Origin of the sequence: Streptomyces sp. NPDC059696 (assembly GCF_042733745.1) — a bacterium.
Lineage (GTDB): Bacteria > Actinomycetota > Actinomycetes > Streptomycetales > Streptomycetaceae > Streptomyces.
Map to the genome: position 1 here is coordinate 20,325 of NZ_JBHWFG010000019.1, position 13,034 is coordinate 33,358.

The 13,034-nt window shown below is 73.4% G+C and carries 14 protein-coding genes; 8 read left to right on the top strand and 6 right to left on the bottom strand.

Translation table 11 applies throughout. The features are described from left to right. The first annotated feature begins 3 nt into the window (after positions 1-3). The gene (locus ACFV20_RS21395) at positions 4-558 is read left to right on the top strand and encodes a methylated-DNA--[protein]-cysteine S-methyltransferase (protein WP_385658712.1); all 555 of its coding nucleotides are present in this window, start codon (positions 4-6) and stop codon (positions 556-558) included. A gap of 13 nt (positions 559-571) precedes the next feature. Here the strand turns inward: ACFV20_RS21395 and ACFV20_RS21400 are convergent, their stop codons facing one another. Then, entirely contained in the window at positions 572-1,000 is a 429-nt protein-coding gene (locus ACFV20_RS21400) for a VOC family protein (RefSeq protein WP_385658713.1), read from the bottom strand. Positions 1,001-1,105: 105 nt separating this feature from the next. Here ACFV20_RS21400 and ACFV20_RS21405 point away from each other — a divergent pair, with 105 nt between their 5' ends. Continuing rightward, entirely contained in the window at positions 1,106-2,020 is a 915-nt protein-coding gene (locus tag ACFV20_RS21405; RefSeq protein WP_385658715.1) for a pseudouridine-5'-phosphate glycosidase, read from the top strand. Continuing rightward, positions 2,017-2,970 (top strand): carbohydrate kinase family protein, encoded by a 954-nt coding sequence (locus ACFV20_RS21410; protein ID WP_385658716.1) that lies wholly within the window; start codon positions 2,017-2,019, stop codon positions 2,968-2,970. The genes ACFV20_RS21405 and ACFV20_RS21410 overlap by 4 nt, the downstream gene beginning before the upstream one ends. Positions 2,971-3,249: 279 nt before the next feature. On the opposite strand, the gene ACFV20_RS21415 is transcribed toward ACFV20_RS21410, so the two are convergent. Continuing rightward, on the bottom strand, positions 3,250-4,041 hold the full coding sequence (locus tag ACFV20_RS21415; RefSeq protein ID WP_385658718.1) for a methyltransferase: 792 nt from the start codon (positions 4,039-4,041) through the stop codon (positions 3,250-3,252). 334 nt (positions 4,042-4,375) lie between these two features. Between ACFV20_RS21415 and ACFV20_RS21420 the strand changes: the two genes are divergently transcribed. Continuing rightward, positions 4,376-5,503, top strand: a complete 1,128-nt coding sequence (locus tag ACFV20_RS21420; RefSeq protein ID WP_385658719.1) for a magnesium and cobalt transport protein CorA — start codon at positions 4,376-4,378, stop codon at positions 5,501-5,503. Between the two features lie 72 nt (positions 5,504-5,575). Here the strand turns inward: ACFV20_RS21420 and ACFV20_RS21425 are convergent, their stop codons facing one another. Both ACFV20_RS21425 and ACFV20_RS21430 read right to left on the bottom strand, forming a co-directional pair. Next, the gene (locus tag ACFV20_RS21425) at positions 5,576-6,004 is read right to left on the bottom strand and encodes a CBS domain-containing protein (RefSeq protein ID WP_385658720.1); all 429 of its coding nucleotides are present in this window, start codon (positions 6,002-6,004) and stop codon (positions 5,576-5,578) included. Positions 6,005-6,142: 138 nt separating this feature from the next. Continuing rightward, the gene (locus ACFV20_RS21430) at positions 6,143-6,784 is read right to left on the bottom strand and encodes a uridine kinase (RefSeq protein WP_385658721.1); all 642 of its coding nucleotides are present in this window, start codon (positions 6,782-6,784) and stop codon (positions 6,143-6,145) included. A gap of 282 nt (positions 6,785-7,066) precedes the next feature. On the opposite strand from ACFV20_RS21430, the gene ACFV20_RS21435 reads away from it, so the two are divergent. The 3 genes from ACFV20_RS21435 (at position 7,067) to ACFV20_RS21445 (ending at position 10,120) form a co-directional block, all read left to right on the top strand. Then, complete coding sequence (locus tag ACFV20_RS21435; RefSeq protein WP_385658722.1) at positions 7,067-7,765, top strand: DUF2293 domain-containing protein; 699 nt, start codon at positions 7,067-7,069, stop codon at positions 7,763-7,765. A 282-nt stretch (positions 7,766-8,047) separates the two neighbouring features. After that, positions 8,048-8,527: a DUF1772 domain-containing protein gene (locus tag ACFV20_RS21440; RefSeq protein ID WP_385658724.1), complete on the top strand. Its 480-nt coding sequence runs from the start codon at positions 8,048-8,050 to the stop codon at positions 8,525-8,527. 102 nt (positions 8,528-8,629) lie between these two features. Continuing rightward, the gene (locus ACFV20_RS21445) at positions 8,630-10,120 is read left to right on the top strand and encodes a glutamate synthase subunit beta (RefSeq protein ID WP_385658726.1); all 1,491 of its coding nucleotides are present in this window, start codon (positions 8,630-8,632) and stop codon (positions 10,118-10,120) included. 25 nt (positions 10,121-10,145) lie between these two features. On the opposite strand, the gene ACFV20_RS21450 is transcribed toward ACFV20_RS21445, so the two are convergent. Then, a complete protein-coding gene (locus ACFV20_RS21450; protein ID WP_385658727.1) occupies positions 10,146-10,631 on the bottom strand; it encodes a carboxymuconolactone decarboxylase family protein in 486 nt (161 codons plus the stop codon). 47 nt (positions 10,632-10,678) lie between these two features. Between ACFV20_RS21450 and ACFV20_RS21455 the strand changes: the two genes are divergently transcribed. Continuing rightward, a complete protein-coding gene (locus tag ACFV20_RS21455) occupies positions 10,679-12,091 on the top strand; it encodes a PLP-dependent aminotransferase family protein (RefSeq protein ID WP_385658729.1) in 1,413 nt (470 codons plus the stop codon). Between the two features lie 39 nt (positions 12,092-12,130). Here the strand turns inward: ACFV20_RS21455 and ACFV20_RS21460 are convergent, their stop codons facing one another. Further along, positions 12,131-12,943 carry an SAM-dependent methyltransferase gene (locus tag ACFV20_RS21460; RefSeq protein WP_385658731.1) on the bottom strand — a complete coding sequence of 271 codons (813 nt, stop codon included), beginning with the start codon at positions 12,941-12,943 and terminating at the stop codon, positions 12,131-12,133. Positions 12,944-13,034: the final 91 nt, after the last annotated feature.

The window sequence follows — 13,034 nt, forward strand, 5'->3', positions numbered from 1 at the left end:
CGCATGGACAGCCGAGAGCAGGCGGGGCCGCGGGTCGTGTGGGCGGTCGTCGAGAGCGGGATCGGGCCGTTGCTGCTGGCCGCCGGCCGGGACGGCCTGGTCAACGTCGTGTTCCACGCCACGGACGCGGTCCGGGAGCGGGCCGTCGAGCGGCTGGCGTCGCGGCTGGGCTGCGAGCCCGTCGAGGCACCCGGGTCTCCGCTGCTGGCCGAGGCGATACGCCAGTTCGAGGCGTACTTCGCCGGAGAGCGGCGCGACTTCGACCTGCCGCTGGACTGGTCGCTGATCTCCGGCTTCAACCGGGAGGTCCTGCGCGAACTGGCCTCGGGCGTGCCGTACGGCACGGTCGTCGGATACGGCGATTTGGCCGGGCGGGTGGGCCAACCGGGCGCCGCCCAGGCCGTGGGCATGGCGATGGGCTCCAATCCGCTGCCGGTGGTGGTGCCCTGCCACCGGGTCGTCGAGAGCGACGGCGGGATCGGCGGCTTCGGCGGCGGGCTGGAGACCAAGCGGAGGCTGCTCGCCCTCGAAGGCGTGCTCCCGGAGCCGCTCTTCTAGGCGGCGGGCCGGGTCAGTCGTAGTGCCGGGCCTCGAAGACGTTGCCGTCCGGGTCCCGGAAGTAGAAGCTGCGGGTGGCCTGGCCCTGTGCACCGAAGGAGCCGTGCGCGAGGTCCGACACGGGCACGGAGCGCTCCTGGAGACGGCTGAGCAGGGCGTCGAAGTCCCCGCGGGGCAGGGACAGGCAGACGTGGTTGACCGGGTGCCCCGCGCTGTCGGCGGAGCCGGGCAGCATCGTCATGCGCTCCGCGTGGCTCAGCGGCATGAGGTCCAGGATGGTCCCGCCGTTGACACGCACGGAGGGGAACGGCGCCTCACCCGCCGCGAATTCCGCGAGCCGGACCGGCTCCATACCGACGGCCTTCTCGTAGAAGTCGGCGGCGGCGAGCGGGTCGCTCACCCAGAGGACGACGTGGTCGAGACGTGGAGTGTGATCCGTCATGTACCCAGGCTCGTGACGACTCCGGCGGCCCGCAAGGGTTTGGCCCGGTGCGCCGCTCGCCAGAGATGAGGGAAGACGACTGACCGACTGACAGGAGGCAGGCGCGTGGTGCTGGTGGTGTCCGAGGAAGTGCGGGAGGCGATCGACACGGGCCGGCCCGTCGTCGCCCTGGAGTCCACGATCATCGCGCACGGTCTCCCCCGGCCGCGCAACCTCCAGGTGGCCCTGGAGCTGGAGGCGGTCGTCCGGCAGGAGGGCGCGGTGCCCGCCACGATCGCCGTGCTGGACGGGCGTCCTTGTGTGGGCTTGGACAAGGAGCAGCTGGAACGGGTCGCGAACGAGGACGGCATCCGCAAGCTCGGCCACCGTGACCTGCCGCTCGCGGTGGCGGCCGGGGCGAGCGGCGCGACCACGGTGTCGGCGACGGCGTTGCTGGCGGCGCTGGCGGGTGTGCGGGTCTTCGCGACGGGCGGGCTCGGCGGGGTGCACCGGGAGTGGACGGTGACGCAGGACGAGTCGGCCGACCTGGGGCTGCTGGCGCGTACGTGCATCACGGTGGTGTGCGCCGGGGTGAAGTCGATCCTGGACGTGCCGGCGACCTTGCAGCGGCTGGAGACGCTGGGGGTCGCCGTGGCCGGGTACGGCACCGGCCGGTTCCCCGGCTTCTATCTCTCCGACTCCGGGCATCCGGTGGACTGGACGCTGGAGACGCCGGAGCAGGTGGCGGCCGTCATGCGGGCGCAGGACGCACTCGGCGGGCCGGAGTCGGCGCTGATCGTCGCCAACCCCGTCCCCGAGGAGGAGCAGCTCGATCCGCAGCTGCACGCACGCGTGCTGGCGGACGCGCTGCACGCGTGCGAGGAGGAGGGGGTCACCGGCCAGGCCGTCACACCGTTCCTGCTCGACTACCTGGTGCGGCACACGGACGGTGCCTCCCTCAGCGCCAACCTGGCCGCGGTCCGGGGGAACGTACGCCTGGCCGCACGAATCGCGGCGGCCCGGGCCCGGGCCCGGGGATGATTACGCCCCCGGGAGGCGCGGGCGTGGCGGTGCGGCGGGGGCTGCTGGTCGTCGGGGACGTCATCACCGATGTCGTCGCGCGGCACGCCGGGCCGCTCGCGCCCGGTACGGACACCGCCGCCTCGATCCGGACCGTGGCCGGCGGAGGGGGCGCCAACGTGGCGTGCTGGGCGGCCCAGCAGGGAGCGGCGGACGTGCGGCTGCTCGGGCGGGTCGGCACGGATGCGGCGGCCTGGCACGAACGGGAGCTGGTCGCCCAGGGGGTGCGTCCGCAGCTCGTCGTGGACCCGCTGGTGCCGACCGGCACGGTGATCTGCATGGTCGACGGCGGCGCCTCGGCGGAGCGGACGTTCCTCACCGACGGCGGTGCGTCGGTGCGGCTCGGACCCACCGACTGGTCGGACGCGCTGCTCGACGGCGTGGCCCGGCTGCACCTCTCGGGATACCTGCTGTTCTCCGAGCCGAGCCGGGCTCTGGTGACGGTGGCCCTCGACGCCGCACGCGCGCGTGGGGTGCCGGTGAGCATGGACCCCGCTTCGGCCGGCTTCCTCGCGGAGCTGGGTGCAAAGCGGTTCCTGGCGCTCGTCGAGGGAGTGGACGTGCTGCTGCCGAGCCGGGACGAGGCCTGCCTGCTGACGGGTCTGGCGGACCCGGCCGAGGCGGCGGCCGAGCTGAGCCTGCGCGTGCCGCTGGTCGTCGCCAAGCAGGGTCACGAGGGGGCACTCGTGGCTCGTGAGGGGAAGGTGAGCGCCCGCGTTCCGGCCGTGCCCGCGACCCCTCGGGACACCACGGGGGCCGGTGACGCCTTCACCGGCGCGTTCCTCGCCGCGCTGCTCGCGGGTGCCGGGCCGGAGGACGCCGCGGCGGAGGGCTGCCGGGCGGGCGCGCGAGCGGTGGAGCGGGTGGGCGGCAGACCGACCGGGCCGGACCGGCCCGGTCGCCTCACCTGACCGCACCTCAACAGACCGCACCTCACCCGACCGCACGTCACCCGACCGGGCTCGGGCGCCCGCGCCCGGCAGACGGACGCCGCCCCGACCGCCCGGCTCACAGGGACGCCGTCCTGACCGCCCCGCTCGCACGGACGCCGCCCCGACGGCCCCGCCGGCAGGGATGCCGCCCCGTCCGAGCGGCTCACATGCACGCCGCCCCAACTGCCCGGCCTCACGGGGATGCCGCCCCGCACGCAGGCGCGGCCCCTCAGGCCGTCGGGTATCGCGCACCGGCGGCTACTGCCTGCGCCCCCACGCGGAGATCATCGGTGCCGTCGTCAGGTCGAGCGCACCGGACGTGACGTTCTCCAGGTGCCGGTCGATGTCCTGGTCCGTGGCGAGACCGGCGGTCACGAGCTGGTCGCGGATCTGGCGGATCGTGACGGACTCCAGCGCCGCGCAGGCCGGGGAGGCGAGGGGGAAATAGGCGTCGGCGTGCACCCCGGTCAGCCCGGCGTCCCGGAGCAGCCGCGGCAGGGTGCGGCCGCAGGGCAGGTCGGTCCCGTGGTCGGCGAGCAGTCGGCGGAAGCCCTGCCGCAACCGGTTCGCGAGCTGCTGCTCGGGCCCGTACTCGTCGGGGCAGAGAAGGGGCTGCAGGGCGGGATCGGCGTCCTCGACGAGGAGGCGCCCGCCGGGACGCAGTGCCTTGACCATGGATCGCAGCGCCCGTTCCCGGTCGGTCACGTGGACGAGGGCGAGGCGGGCGTGCACCAGGTCGAAGCCCTCCCCCGGCGGCTCCTGCGCGTCGAGGTCGTGGGCCCTCACCTCGACGGGGGGCCGGGCCGCGGCGGCGAGCCGCGAGGGGTCGGTGTCGGTCGCGACGACGCGGCCGGTCGGCCCCACCTTCTTGGCCAGCCAGGACACCACGGTGGTGCCCGCGCCGACCTCCCAGCACCGCCAGCCGGATCCGATGCCGAGCGCTTCGAGGTGCCGGAACGTCGTGGGGTCGAAGAGAGCGGCGAAGGCGCTGAAGTGCTCCGCAGCCCCGGTCTGCCGGTTGTCCAGGAGGTGCCCGTCGGTTCGCGTCATGCCGCGATCATCCCAGTTGTCCGACTTATCCGTGCTCGTCGACGCTCCGGCGCAGCAGCAGGAACAGCGGCGGGCCGGCGGCTGAGTACCGCGGCGGGATGCTTCCGCGGCGGAGAAGCGCCATCCCCGGGCCTGAAGGAGAACCGGCCCGGCCCGGGCGTGCGTCGATAGGGCAGAACGGCGGAGCTGAGGCGTCGGCGCGCGGTTCGTCCACAGCCGGGAACCAAGCGGAACGAGTCGTTTCCACAGGCTTACCCGCAGCTCACGCGGTCCTGGCAGACTGTCGCGCCAAGGCGCAGGAACGGCGCGAGAAGTTCCACGCAAGGAGAGCCGGATGTCCATGGCAGGGAATCTGCGGAAGGTCACGAGCCTCGGCGGGGTCGGTGGCCTGCGCAAGGTGGCCAGGCTGGCCCGGCGGCGCCCGCGCGTCGACCTGAGCCACCCGGCCCGGTCCCCGCTGGGCTCCTCCGTGGTGAACTGCGTGACGTACCGGGAAGGCATCCGCACCCCCGCGGGCGGCGATCTGGTGGACACCGTGCAGCGGGTGCGCAAGAGCGGGGAGGGCTTCGTCTGGCTCGGTCTGCACGAGCCCACCGACCAGGAGTTCGCGGGCATCGCCGAGCTCTTCGACCTGCACCCGCTGGCCGTCGAGGACGCGATCGAGGCCCACCAGCGCCCCAAGCTGGAGCGCTACGGCGAGACGCTCTTCGCCGTGTTCAAGACGGTCTGTTACGTCGAGCACGAGGAGCTGACGGCCACGAGCGAAGTGGTGAACACCGGCGAGATCATGGTGTTCGTCGGCGCGGACTTCGTGATCACGGTGCGGCACGGCCGGCACGGCTCGCTGGGCCCGCTGCGCGAGGAGCTGGAGTCCGACCCCGGCCAGCTCTCCAAGGGCCCGTCGGCGGTCCTGCACGCACTCGCGGACCACGTGGTCGACGACTACCTGACGGTCACGGACTCGGTGCAGGCGGACATCGACCAGGTCGAGACGGACGTCTTCTCGGAGTCCGGCGCGCGGACCGACCCGGGGCGCATCTACCAGCTCAAGCGTGAACTGCTCGAACTGAAGCGGGCGGTGGTGCCGCTCAGCCGGCCGCTGGAGGATCTCGCCACTCGGCCGATCCGGGCGGTCGATCCGGAGATACAGGCGTACTTCCGCGACGTCTCGGACCATCTGCTGCGGGTGAAGGAGCAGATCGCCGCCTTCGACGAACTGCTCAACTCGATCCTCCAGGCGCACCTCGCGCAGGTGACGGTCGCGCAGAACGAGGACATGCGGAAGATCACCGCGTGGGCCGCGATCGTCGCCGTGCCGACGATGGTCTGCGGGGTCTACGGCATGAACTTCGACCACATGCCGGAGCTGCACTGGCGGTACGGCTACGGCATGGTCATCGGCGTCATATCCGTCGCCTGTCTCGCCCTGTATCGGGGGTTCCGGCGCAGCGGCTGGCTGTGACGCGGCCGGGGCCGGTGCGGCACCACGGGCCGCCCGCGGGGTGATCGGCGCGGTCGGCGCGTCGCGGGGCGTTCAGTGCATGGCGGTGGTGGAGTAGACGCTCTCCGCCCAGGAGGCGATCTGGTCCTTCGCGAGATGCCGGGCGAGGTCGGCCTCACTGATCATGCCGACCAGTCGCTTGTCCCGGATCACGGGCAGCCGGCGGATCCGGTGCTCGCGCATCTCGCGGAGCACCTCGCCGACATCGGCGTCCGCGTCGATCCAGCGGGGGGTGCCCTTGGCCATCTCGCCCGCGGTGATCGTGGCGGGGTCGTGCCCCATGGCGACGCAGCCGACCACGATGTCGCGGTCGGTGAGGATGCCGCAGAGCCGCTCGTTCTCGTCGCTGATGGGCAGGGCTCCGACGTTCAGCTCGCGCATGAGCTGGGCGGCGCGGTCGAGTGTCTCGTGGGCGGGGATCCACTGGGCACCGCGGTGCATGATGTCTCCGGCGGTGGTCATGGGGTACCTCCCGGTGCCGGACGGCCGGCGCGGAGCTGGACGCACCGCGAGTCCCGGCGCCCCTCATTCTCGCCGCGCCCCCGGACGCCCGCACACGGAAGTGGCGCCCTTACAGGGCGGTCGGGCACCGGCCCCGCCTCAGCCGCCCCACGCCGGATGGCGCGGATCGTCGGCCCGCACCAGGACGTCCGCCGTCCCCACCGGATCCGTCTCGTGCTGGTAGCGCTCGAAGGCCGTCAGGGTCCAGTGCTCGGCCTCGGGTGTGCGGCGGCGCAGGGCGCCCTGGGAGAGGAGGACGTGGACGCTCAGATCGAAGGGGAACCAGTGCCGAAGGAGGAAGGGCCCGTGCAGCAACAGCACTCCGCCGGGCGGGAGTTCGACGTAGGGGCTGCGCGTCGCGCGGTCGGCGGCCGGGTCCCACAGGTCGGGCAGCACCCGTCCGGTGCCCTCGGCTTCGAGCGGGCCGAACACCTCGCGCCACAGGGCGCCCGTGTCGTACCAGCCGTTGTAATAGGCCTCGACGTCCTGGTGGCCGTACTCCAGTCGCACCGAGGCGGGGCGCAGAAAGCCCTCCGTGCCCACGACGAGCGAGGAGCGGCCGCGTATGCGCAGCGCCTCGGAGACGCGGTGGGCGAGGTCCCCGGGGCGGGCGGCGGGGGCTCCGTCGAAGGCGATGCGCGGCCAGGGGCTGCCGTCGGCGGGTTTCAGATCGAGCAGGCGCTCGGCGAGCCGGTCGCCGAGCCGTTCCCAGGTGATCGCTTCGAGTCGCACACGGCCCATGATGCGTCAAGGCCGCGACCGGAGGTGTTTCGCCAGAGCACCCGGATCCGCCGACACCCCGGATCGCCGGACCACCCGAACCGCCGGACACCTCGGACCGCCGGACCACCCGGATCCGCCGGACACCTCGGATCGCCGGACATGCTGGAGTGCCCGGACGGCACGGATCACTTGGATCGCCTGTGCCACTCGGACCCGCCTGGACCACCCGAAGCGCCGGGATCGCCCGGATCCGTCACCTCCTGCGCACTTCGCGCCGCCGTCACGGGGAATGAACTGGTCATGGTCCCCCGCGCCTCGCTCCCGCCCCGCACCGGGCTTCTCGTCTTCCAGCCCCTCAAGCGGCGGCACTGCGGCGAGTGCCGACGCGGGCCGCTGCCGCTGCTGGTCCTCGAGGACGGCGCCCCGCGCTGCCTCGACTGCGCCGACCTCGCCCATCTGGTGTTCCTGCCGAGCGGCGACACCGCGCTGACGCGCAGATCGCGGGAGGAGAGCGGGCTGTCGGCGGTGGTCGTGCGGTTCAACCGGCGCAAGAGCCGTTACGAACGGCAGGGCGTCCTGGTCGAGGAGGCGGCGCTGGCCCGCGCCGAGCAGCGCTGCCTCGCGGACGCCGAGGCGAGACGGCGGCGCCGGGTGCGGGACGCGCGGCGGCGGGCGGCTCAGGACGCCCTGTTCGCCCGGGCGTTCACCGCGGAGATACTCCGGCTCTTCCCCGGGTGCCCGGCCGACCGGGCGCGGGCCATCGCCCTGCACGCCTCGGAGCGGGGCAGCGGGCGGGTGGGCCGCAGCGCGGCGGGGCGTGCGCTGACCGAGGGCGCGGTGACCTCGGCGGTCGTGGCGTCCGTACGGCACCTGGACACGCCGTACGACCGGCTCCTGATGAGCGGCGTGCCGCGACACGAGGCGCGGCGGCGGATCGCGGCGGCGGTGACGACGGTGCTGCGGGGATGGACCGGGGTGGGCCTCGGCTCCGCGGGGTGACGTGACGTCCCCGGGGCGCGGCGCCGCCACGCGTCCGCCCCAACCGTTCCGGAAAAGGGGCGACAGGCGACAGGCAACAGGCGACGGGCGACGGGCGACGGGTGAGCGGTTCGGCCGACCAGCGGGGGCTGGGCTCCGGACACGGTCGGGTGCCCTGTGGGCCCTGGACGTCCGCTTATGGAGCCGCGCCGCTCGGCCATGGTCACGGTGCTCGTACGGACTTTCCCTTGTGGTGAGGAAGGGCGCCGGGCAAGATCCCGGCTCGACGGGTGGGAGAGGGACATGATCGACGGACCGTACTTCGTGCTGGCGGTGCTGGGTGTGCTCGGGACCGGCCTGGTGGCCGGGGTGTTCTGCGGGTTCTCGACCTTCGTCATGCGGGGCCTCGGCATGCTGCCGCCCGCGCAGGGGGTCGCCGCGATGAAGGCGATCAACGTGGCCGCGGTGACTCCGCCGTTCATGGCCGTGTTCCTCGGGTCGGCCGCGCTGTGCGCGGTGATCGCGGTGGTGACGTTCGTGCTGTGGCCGGACGAGGGGACGGTGGAGCTGCTGGTGGGCAGCGCCCTGTATCTGTTCGGGTCGTTCGGGGTGACCATGGTCGCGAACGTGCCGCGCAACGACGAGCTGGCCCGGCACGATCCGGACACGCCGGAAGCGGCGGCGTACTGGCCGGTCTACCTGCGCGAATGGACGCTGTGGAACCACGTCCGCACGGCCGCCTCGGCCGGGGCGGCACTGGCGTACGTGCTGGCGCTCACCTGACCCCGGCGGCCGGGCCACCGCCCGCCCCGCGCGCGACGGGCACCGGCCGGGAGGCGGACGTATCGTGGCGAAAAGCCACACGCGCACGCAAGGAAGACGGCCATGGCCGATCCCAAGGGTTTCATGACCACGCCGCGCCAGGACTGGCCGCGCAGGCCGGTCGAGGAACGGGCGCGGGACTGGGACGAGGTCTATGTCCCCGGGGCGCTGCTGCCGATCATCAGCAAGCAGGCCGGCCGTTGCATGGACTGCGGCATCCCCTTCTGCCACGAAGCCTGTCCGCTGGGCAATCTGATCCCCGAGTGGAACGACCTGGTCTCCCGGGAGGACTGGCGGGCGGCCTCGGACCGGCTGCACGCCACGAACAACTTCCCGGAGTTCACCGGCCGCCTGTGCCCGGCCCCGTGTGAGGCGGGGTGTGTGCTGGCGATCAACCAGCCGGCCGTCACCATCAAGAACGTCGAGTGCGCGATCGCCGACCGGGCCGTGGAGGAGGGTTTCGCACCACCGAGGCCGCCCGAACGGCTGTCCGGCAAGACGGTCGCGGTGATCGGCTCGGGCCCGACCGGGCTGGCTGCGGCCCAGCAGCTGACGCGGGCCGGGCACACGGTCGCCGTGTACGAGAGGGACGACCGGCTCGGCGGTCTGATGCGGTACGGCATCCCCGCGTTCAAGATGGAGAAGCACCATCTGGAGCGGCGGCTGGAGCAGATGCGGGCCGAGGGGACGAAGTTCAGGACGTCGACCGCGATCGGACGGGACATCGGGGCCGAGGAACTGCGGACCCGGTACGACGCCGTGGTGCTCGCGACCGGGGCGACCGCATGGCGTGAACTGCACGTGCCGGGGCGGGAGCTGACGGGCATCCACCAGGCGATGGAGTACCTGCCCCTGGCCAACCGGGTGCGCGAGGGTGATCTGGAGACGTCTCCGCTGTCGGCCGCGGGGAAGCACGTGGTCATCGTCGGCGGCGGCGACACCGGGGCGGACTGCCTGGGGACGGCGGTCCGGGAGGGTGCCGCGTCGGTGACCCAGCTGGACATCTACGCGCTGCCGGAGGCGGAGCGCGACGAGGACGCCGAGCCCTGGCCGACGTACCCGATGCGGGTCTACCGGCTGTCCGCCGCCCATGAGGAGGCCCGGGACCTGCGGACCGCCCCGGTCGCGCACGCGGACGCGCGGCTGTTCGCGGCGTCCACGCTGCGCTTCGACGGTGACGCGCACGGGCGGGTGCGGTCGCTGCACCTGGTCGAGGTGGACGCGCGGCGCCGCCCGGTGGAAGGTACCGGGCGGACGCTCCCCGCCGACCTCGTGCTGCTCGCCCTCGGCTTCTCCGGGCCCGACCGCGAGGACGGGCTCGTGGACCAGCTGGGGCTGGCCCTGGAGCCCCGTGGGACGATCGCGCGGGACTCCGGATTCGCCACGAACGTGCCCGGGGTGTTCGCCGCGGGGGACGCGGCCCGGGGGCAATCGCTCATCGTGTGGGCGATCGCCGAGGGACGGGCGGTGGCGGCTGCCGTCGACCGCCATCTGACGGGCAGTTCGAGACTGCCGGCACCGATCGGCCCCTACGACCGCCCCATGGCGGTGTGAGACGCCGCGACGCGTGCAGGGCTCCTCACCGCTCGTCCGTCCCCGCCACTTTCGCCGTCGACAGTGCCACCCGGTTCCACGTGTTGATGGTGCAGATCAGGGCGATGACCTGGGCGAGTTCCCGCTCGTCGAACCGTGCGGCCGCCTGCGCGTAGACGTCGTCCGGGACACCGGCGTCGGCGACGAGGGTCAGCGCGTCCGTGAGGGCGAGGGCCGCCTGCTCCCGTTCGCTGAAGAAGTGGCGGGCCTCGCGCCACACGGCGACCATGTGCAGCCGGTCCTCGCTCTCGCCGGCCTTGCGGGCGTCGTCGGTGTGCATGTGGAGGCAGTACGCACAGTGGTTGAGGTGCGAGGAGCGGATCTGGATCAGTTCGACGAGGGCGTGGTCGATTCCCTCGCGCGCGGCGGCGTCGAAGGCGATGAGGGCCCGGAAGGCCTTGGGGGCCGAGGTGCCGAAGTTCAGCCGGTTCGCGGCCGCTCGAGTCCCGCCGGTGCTCGTGTTCGTCGTCATGTCCTTCAACCTACGGCCCGGAAAGACCCGCTGTAGGGTGCATTTCCGTGGTGGATTCGTGGGTCAATGCGGCGGAGCGGATCGGGTCCGACCTGCATCTGGAGCTGACCGGGCCGGGCGGCCGCCGGGCGGCGCTGATCCGGGCCCTGCGCGAGGCCGTCCGCAGCGGGCGGCTCGCTCCGGGCACCCGGCTGCCGCCGTACCGCTCGCTCGCGGCGGACCTCGGTGTCGCCCGCAACACGGTGGCGGACGCCTACGCGGAACTCGTCGCCGAGGGTTGGCTGACGGCACGGCAGGGCTCGGGGACGCGGGTCGCGGAGCGTGCGGAGCCGTTGCGGCCGGCCGCCCGCGTGCCCGTGAAGGCCCCTGCACGCGCGCGTGGCCCCCGGCACGACCTGACGCAGGGCACCCCGGACGCCTCGGCCTTCCCGCGCACCGCCTGGCTGACCTCCTACCGGCGGGCCCTGCAGCAGGCGCCCCACGAGGTGTTCGGGCCGGGCGACCCCGCGGGGCGCCTCGAACTGCGGGAGGCACTCACGGAGTACCTGGCACGCGCCCGGGGCGTGCGGACCGCGCCGGACCGGATCGTGATCTGCTCCGGTTTCGCGCACGCGCTGCGGCTGCTGTTCGGCGGTGGCGTCCTGCGCGGACCGCTGGCGGTGGAGGCGTACGGGCTGGGTTTCCACCGGGAGATCCTGACCGCGGCCGGAGTGCGGACCGTGCCGCTCCCCCTCGACGAACACGGCGCCCGGGTGGACCGGTTGGGGCGCGAGCGGGCGGTCCTGCTCACGCCGGCGCACCAGTTCCCGACCGGTGGTCCGCTGCACCCCGTGCGCCGGGCCGCCGTGATCGACTGGGCACGCGCGCGGGGCGGGCTGGTCCTGGAGGACGACTACGACGGCGAGTTCCGCTACGACCGCAGGCCGGTCGGCGCCGTCCAGGGGCTCGACCCGGAGCACGTGATCCACATCGGCTCGGTGAGCAAGAGCCTGTCGCCGGCGGTGCGGCTGGGCTGGATGGTGCTCCCGGAGCGGTTCGTCGGTGCCGTACTGGACGTCAAGGGCGAGCGCGAGGCGTGGGCGAGCGTCCTCGACCAGGTGAGCCTGGCGGACTTCATCGGCTCGGGGGCGTACGACCGGCATGTGCGGCGGATGCGGCAGCGCTACCGCGGCCGCCGGGACCGGCTCGTCGCGGCGCTCGCCGAGCACGCGCCGCACGTCGTGGCCACCGGCATCGCGGCCGGACTGCACGCGGTGCTGCGGCTGCCGCCCGGCACCGAGGCGTCGGCGGTCAAGGCCGCCGCCTGGCAGGGCGTCGCCCTCGACGGCCTCGCCGCGTTCCGGCATCCGGAGACGGACATGCCGGCGGGCGACGGGCTGGTCGTGGGGTACGCGACCCCCTCCGAGCATGCCTACGGGCCGGCCCTGGAGGCGCTGTGCGGTGCGCTGCCGCCGCCGTGACCGACCCGAGGCGGGGCCCCTGGGAGTCCTCCGCAGCGCCTAGGCCTTGCGCCCGATCGCCCCGTACCCGGGGATGACCCCGTCGTCCTGTCCGGGCACGGGCTCGCCCAGCTCGGGGTGCCAGCGGTGGGGCACCTCGACGCCGGGCTCGACGAGGTCGAGGCCGTCGAAGAAGCGGGTGAACTCCGCACGGGAGCGCAGGGCCAGCGTGACGCCCGCGGCGCGCAGTTTCTCGGTGGCCGCCTCGGACTCCTCGGGGGTGAAGTCGGCGGTCGCGTGGGTCATCACCAGGTAGCTGCCGGAGGGCAGTTCGGCGAGCAGCCGGCGGACCAGGTCGTGGGCGCCCTCCTCGTCGGAGACGAAGTGCAGCAGCGCGATCAGCGACAGGGCGACGGGGTGGCCGAAGTCCAGGATCTTCCTCGCGCCCTCCAGGATGGCGTCCGGGTCGCGCACGTCGGCCTGGAGGTACTCGGTCGCGCCCTCGTCCGCGCCGCGCAGCAGCGCCGCCGCGTGGGCCAGGACGATGGGGTCGTTGTCGCAGTACACGACCCGGGCTCCGGGCGCGGTCTCCTGGGCGACCTGGTGGAGGTTGGGCTGGGTCGGGATGCCGGTGCCGATGTCCAGGAACTGCCGTACGCCGTTGCGCGCCAGCCAGCGTGTGGCGCGGTGCATGAACGCGCGGTTGACCCGCGCCATCACCGGCACCCGGGGGTCGAGGGTGAGCATCTGCCGGCCCATCTCCTCGTCGACCGGGTAGTTGTCCTTGCCGCCGAGGTACCAGTCGTACATCCGCGCGGGATGGGGTCTGGTGGTGTCGATCTGGACGGCCGGCATGGGGTTCTGCCCGGTCATGAGGCACTCCGTAAGGCACAGGGGGCGGTCAATGCAACACCAATGTAAGGAAGTTGAGCGGAATCGACGGCTGGACGGGAACAACGCGACC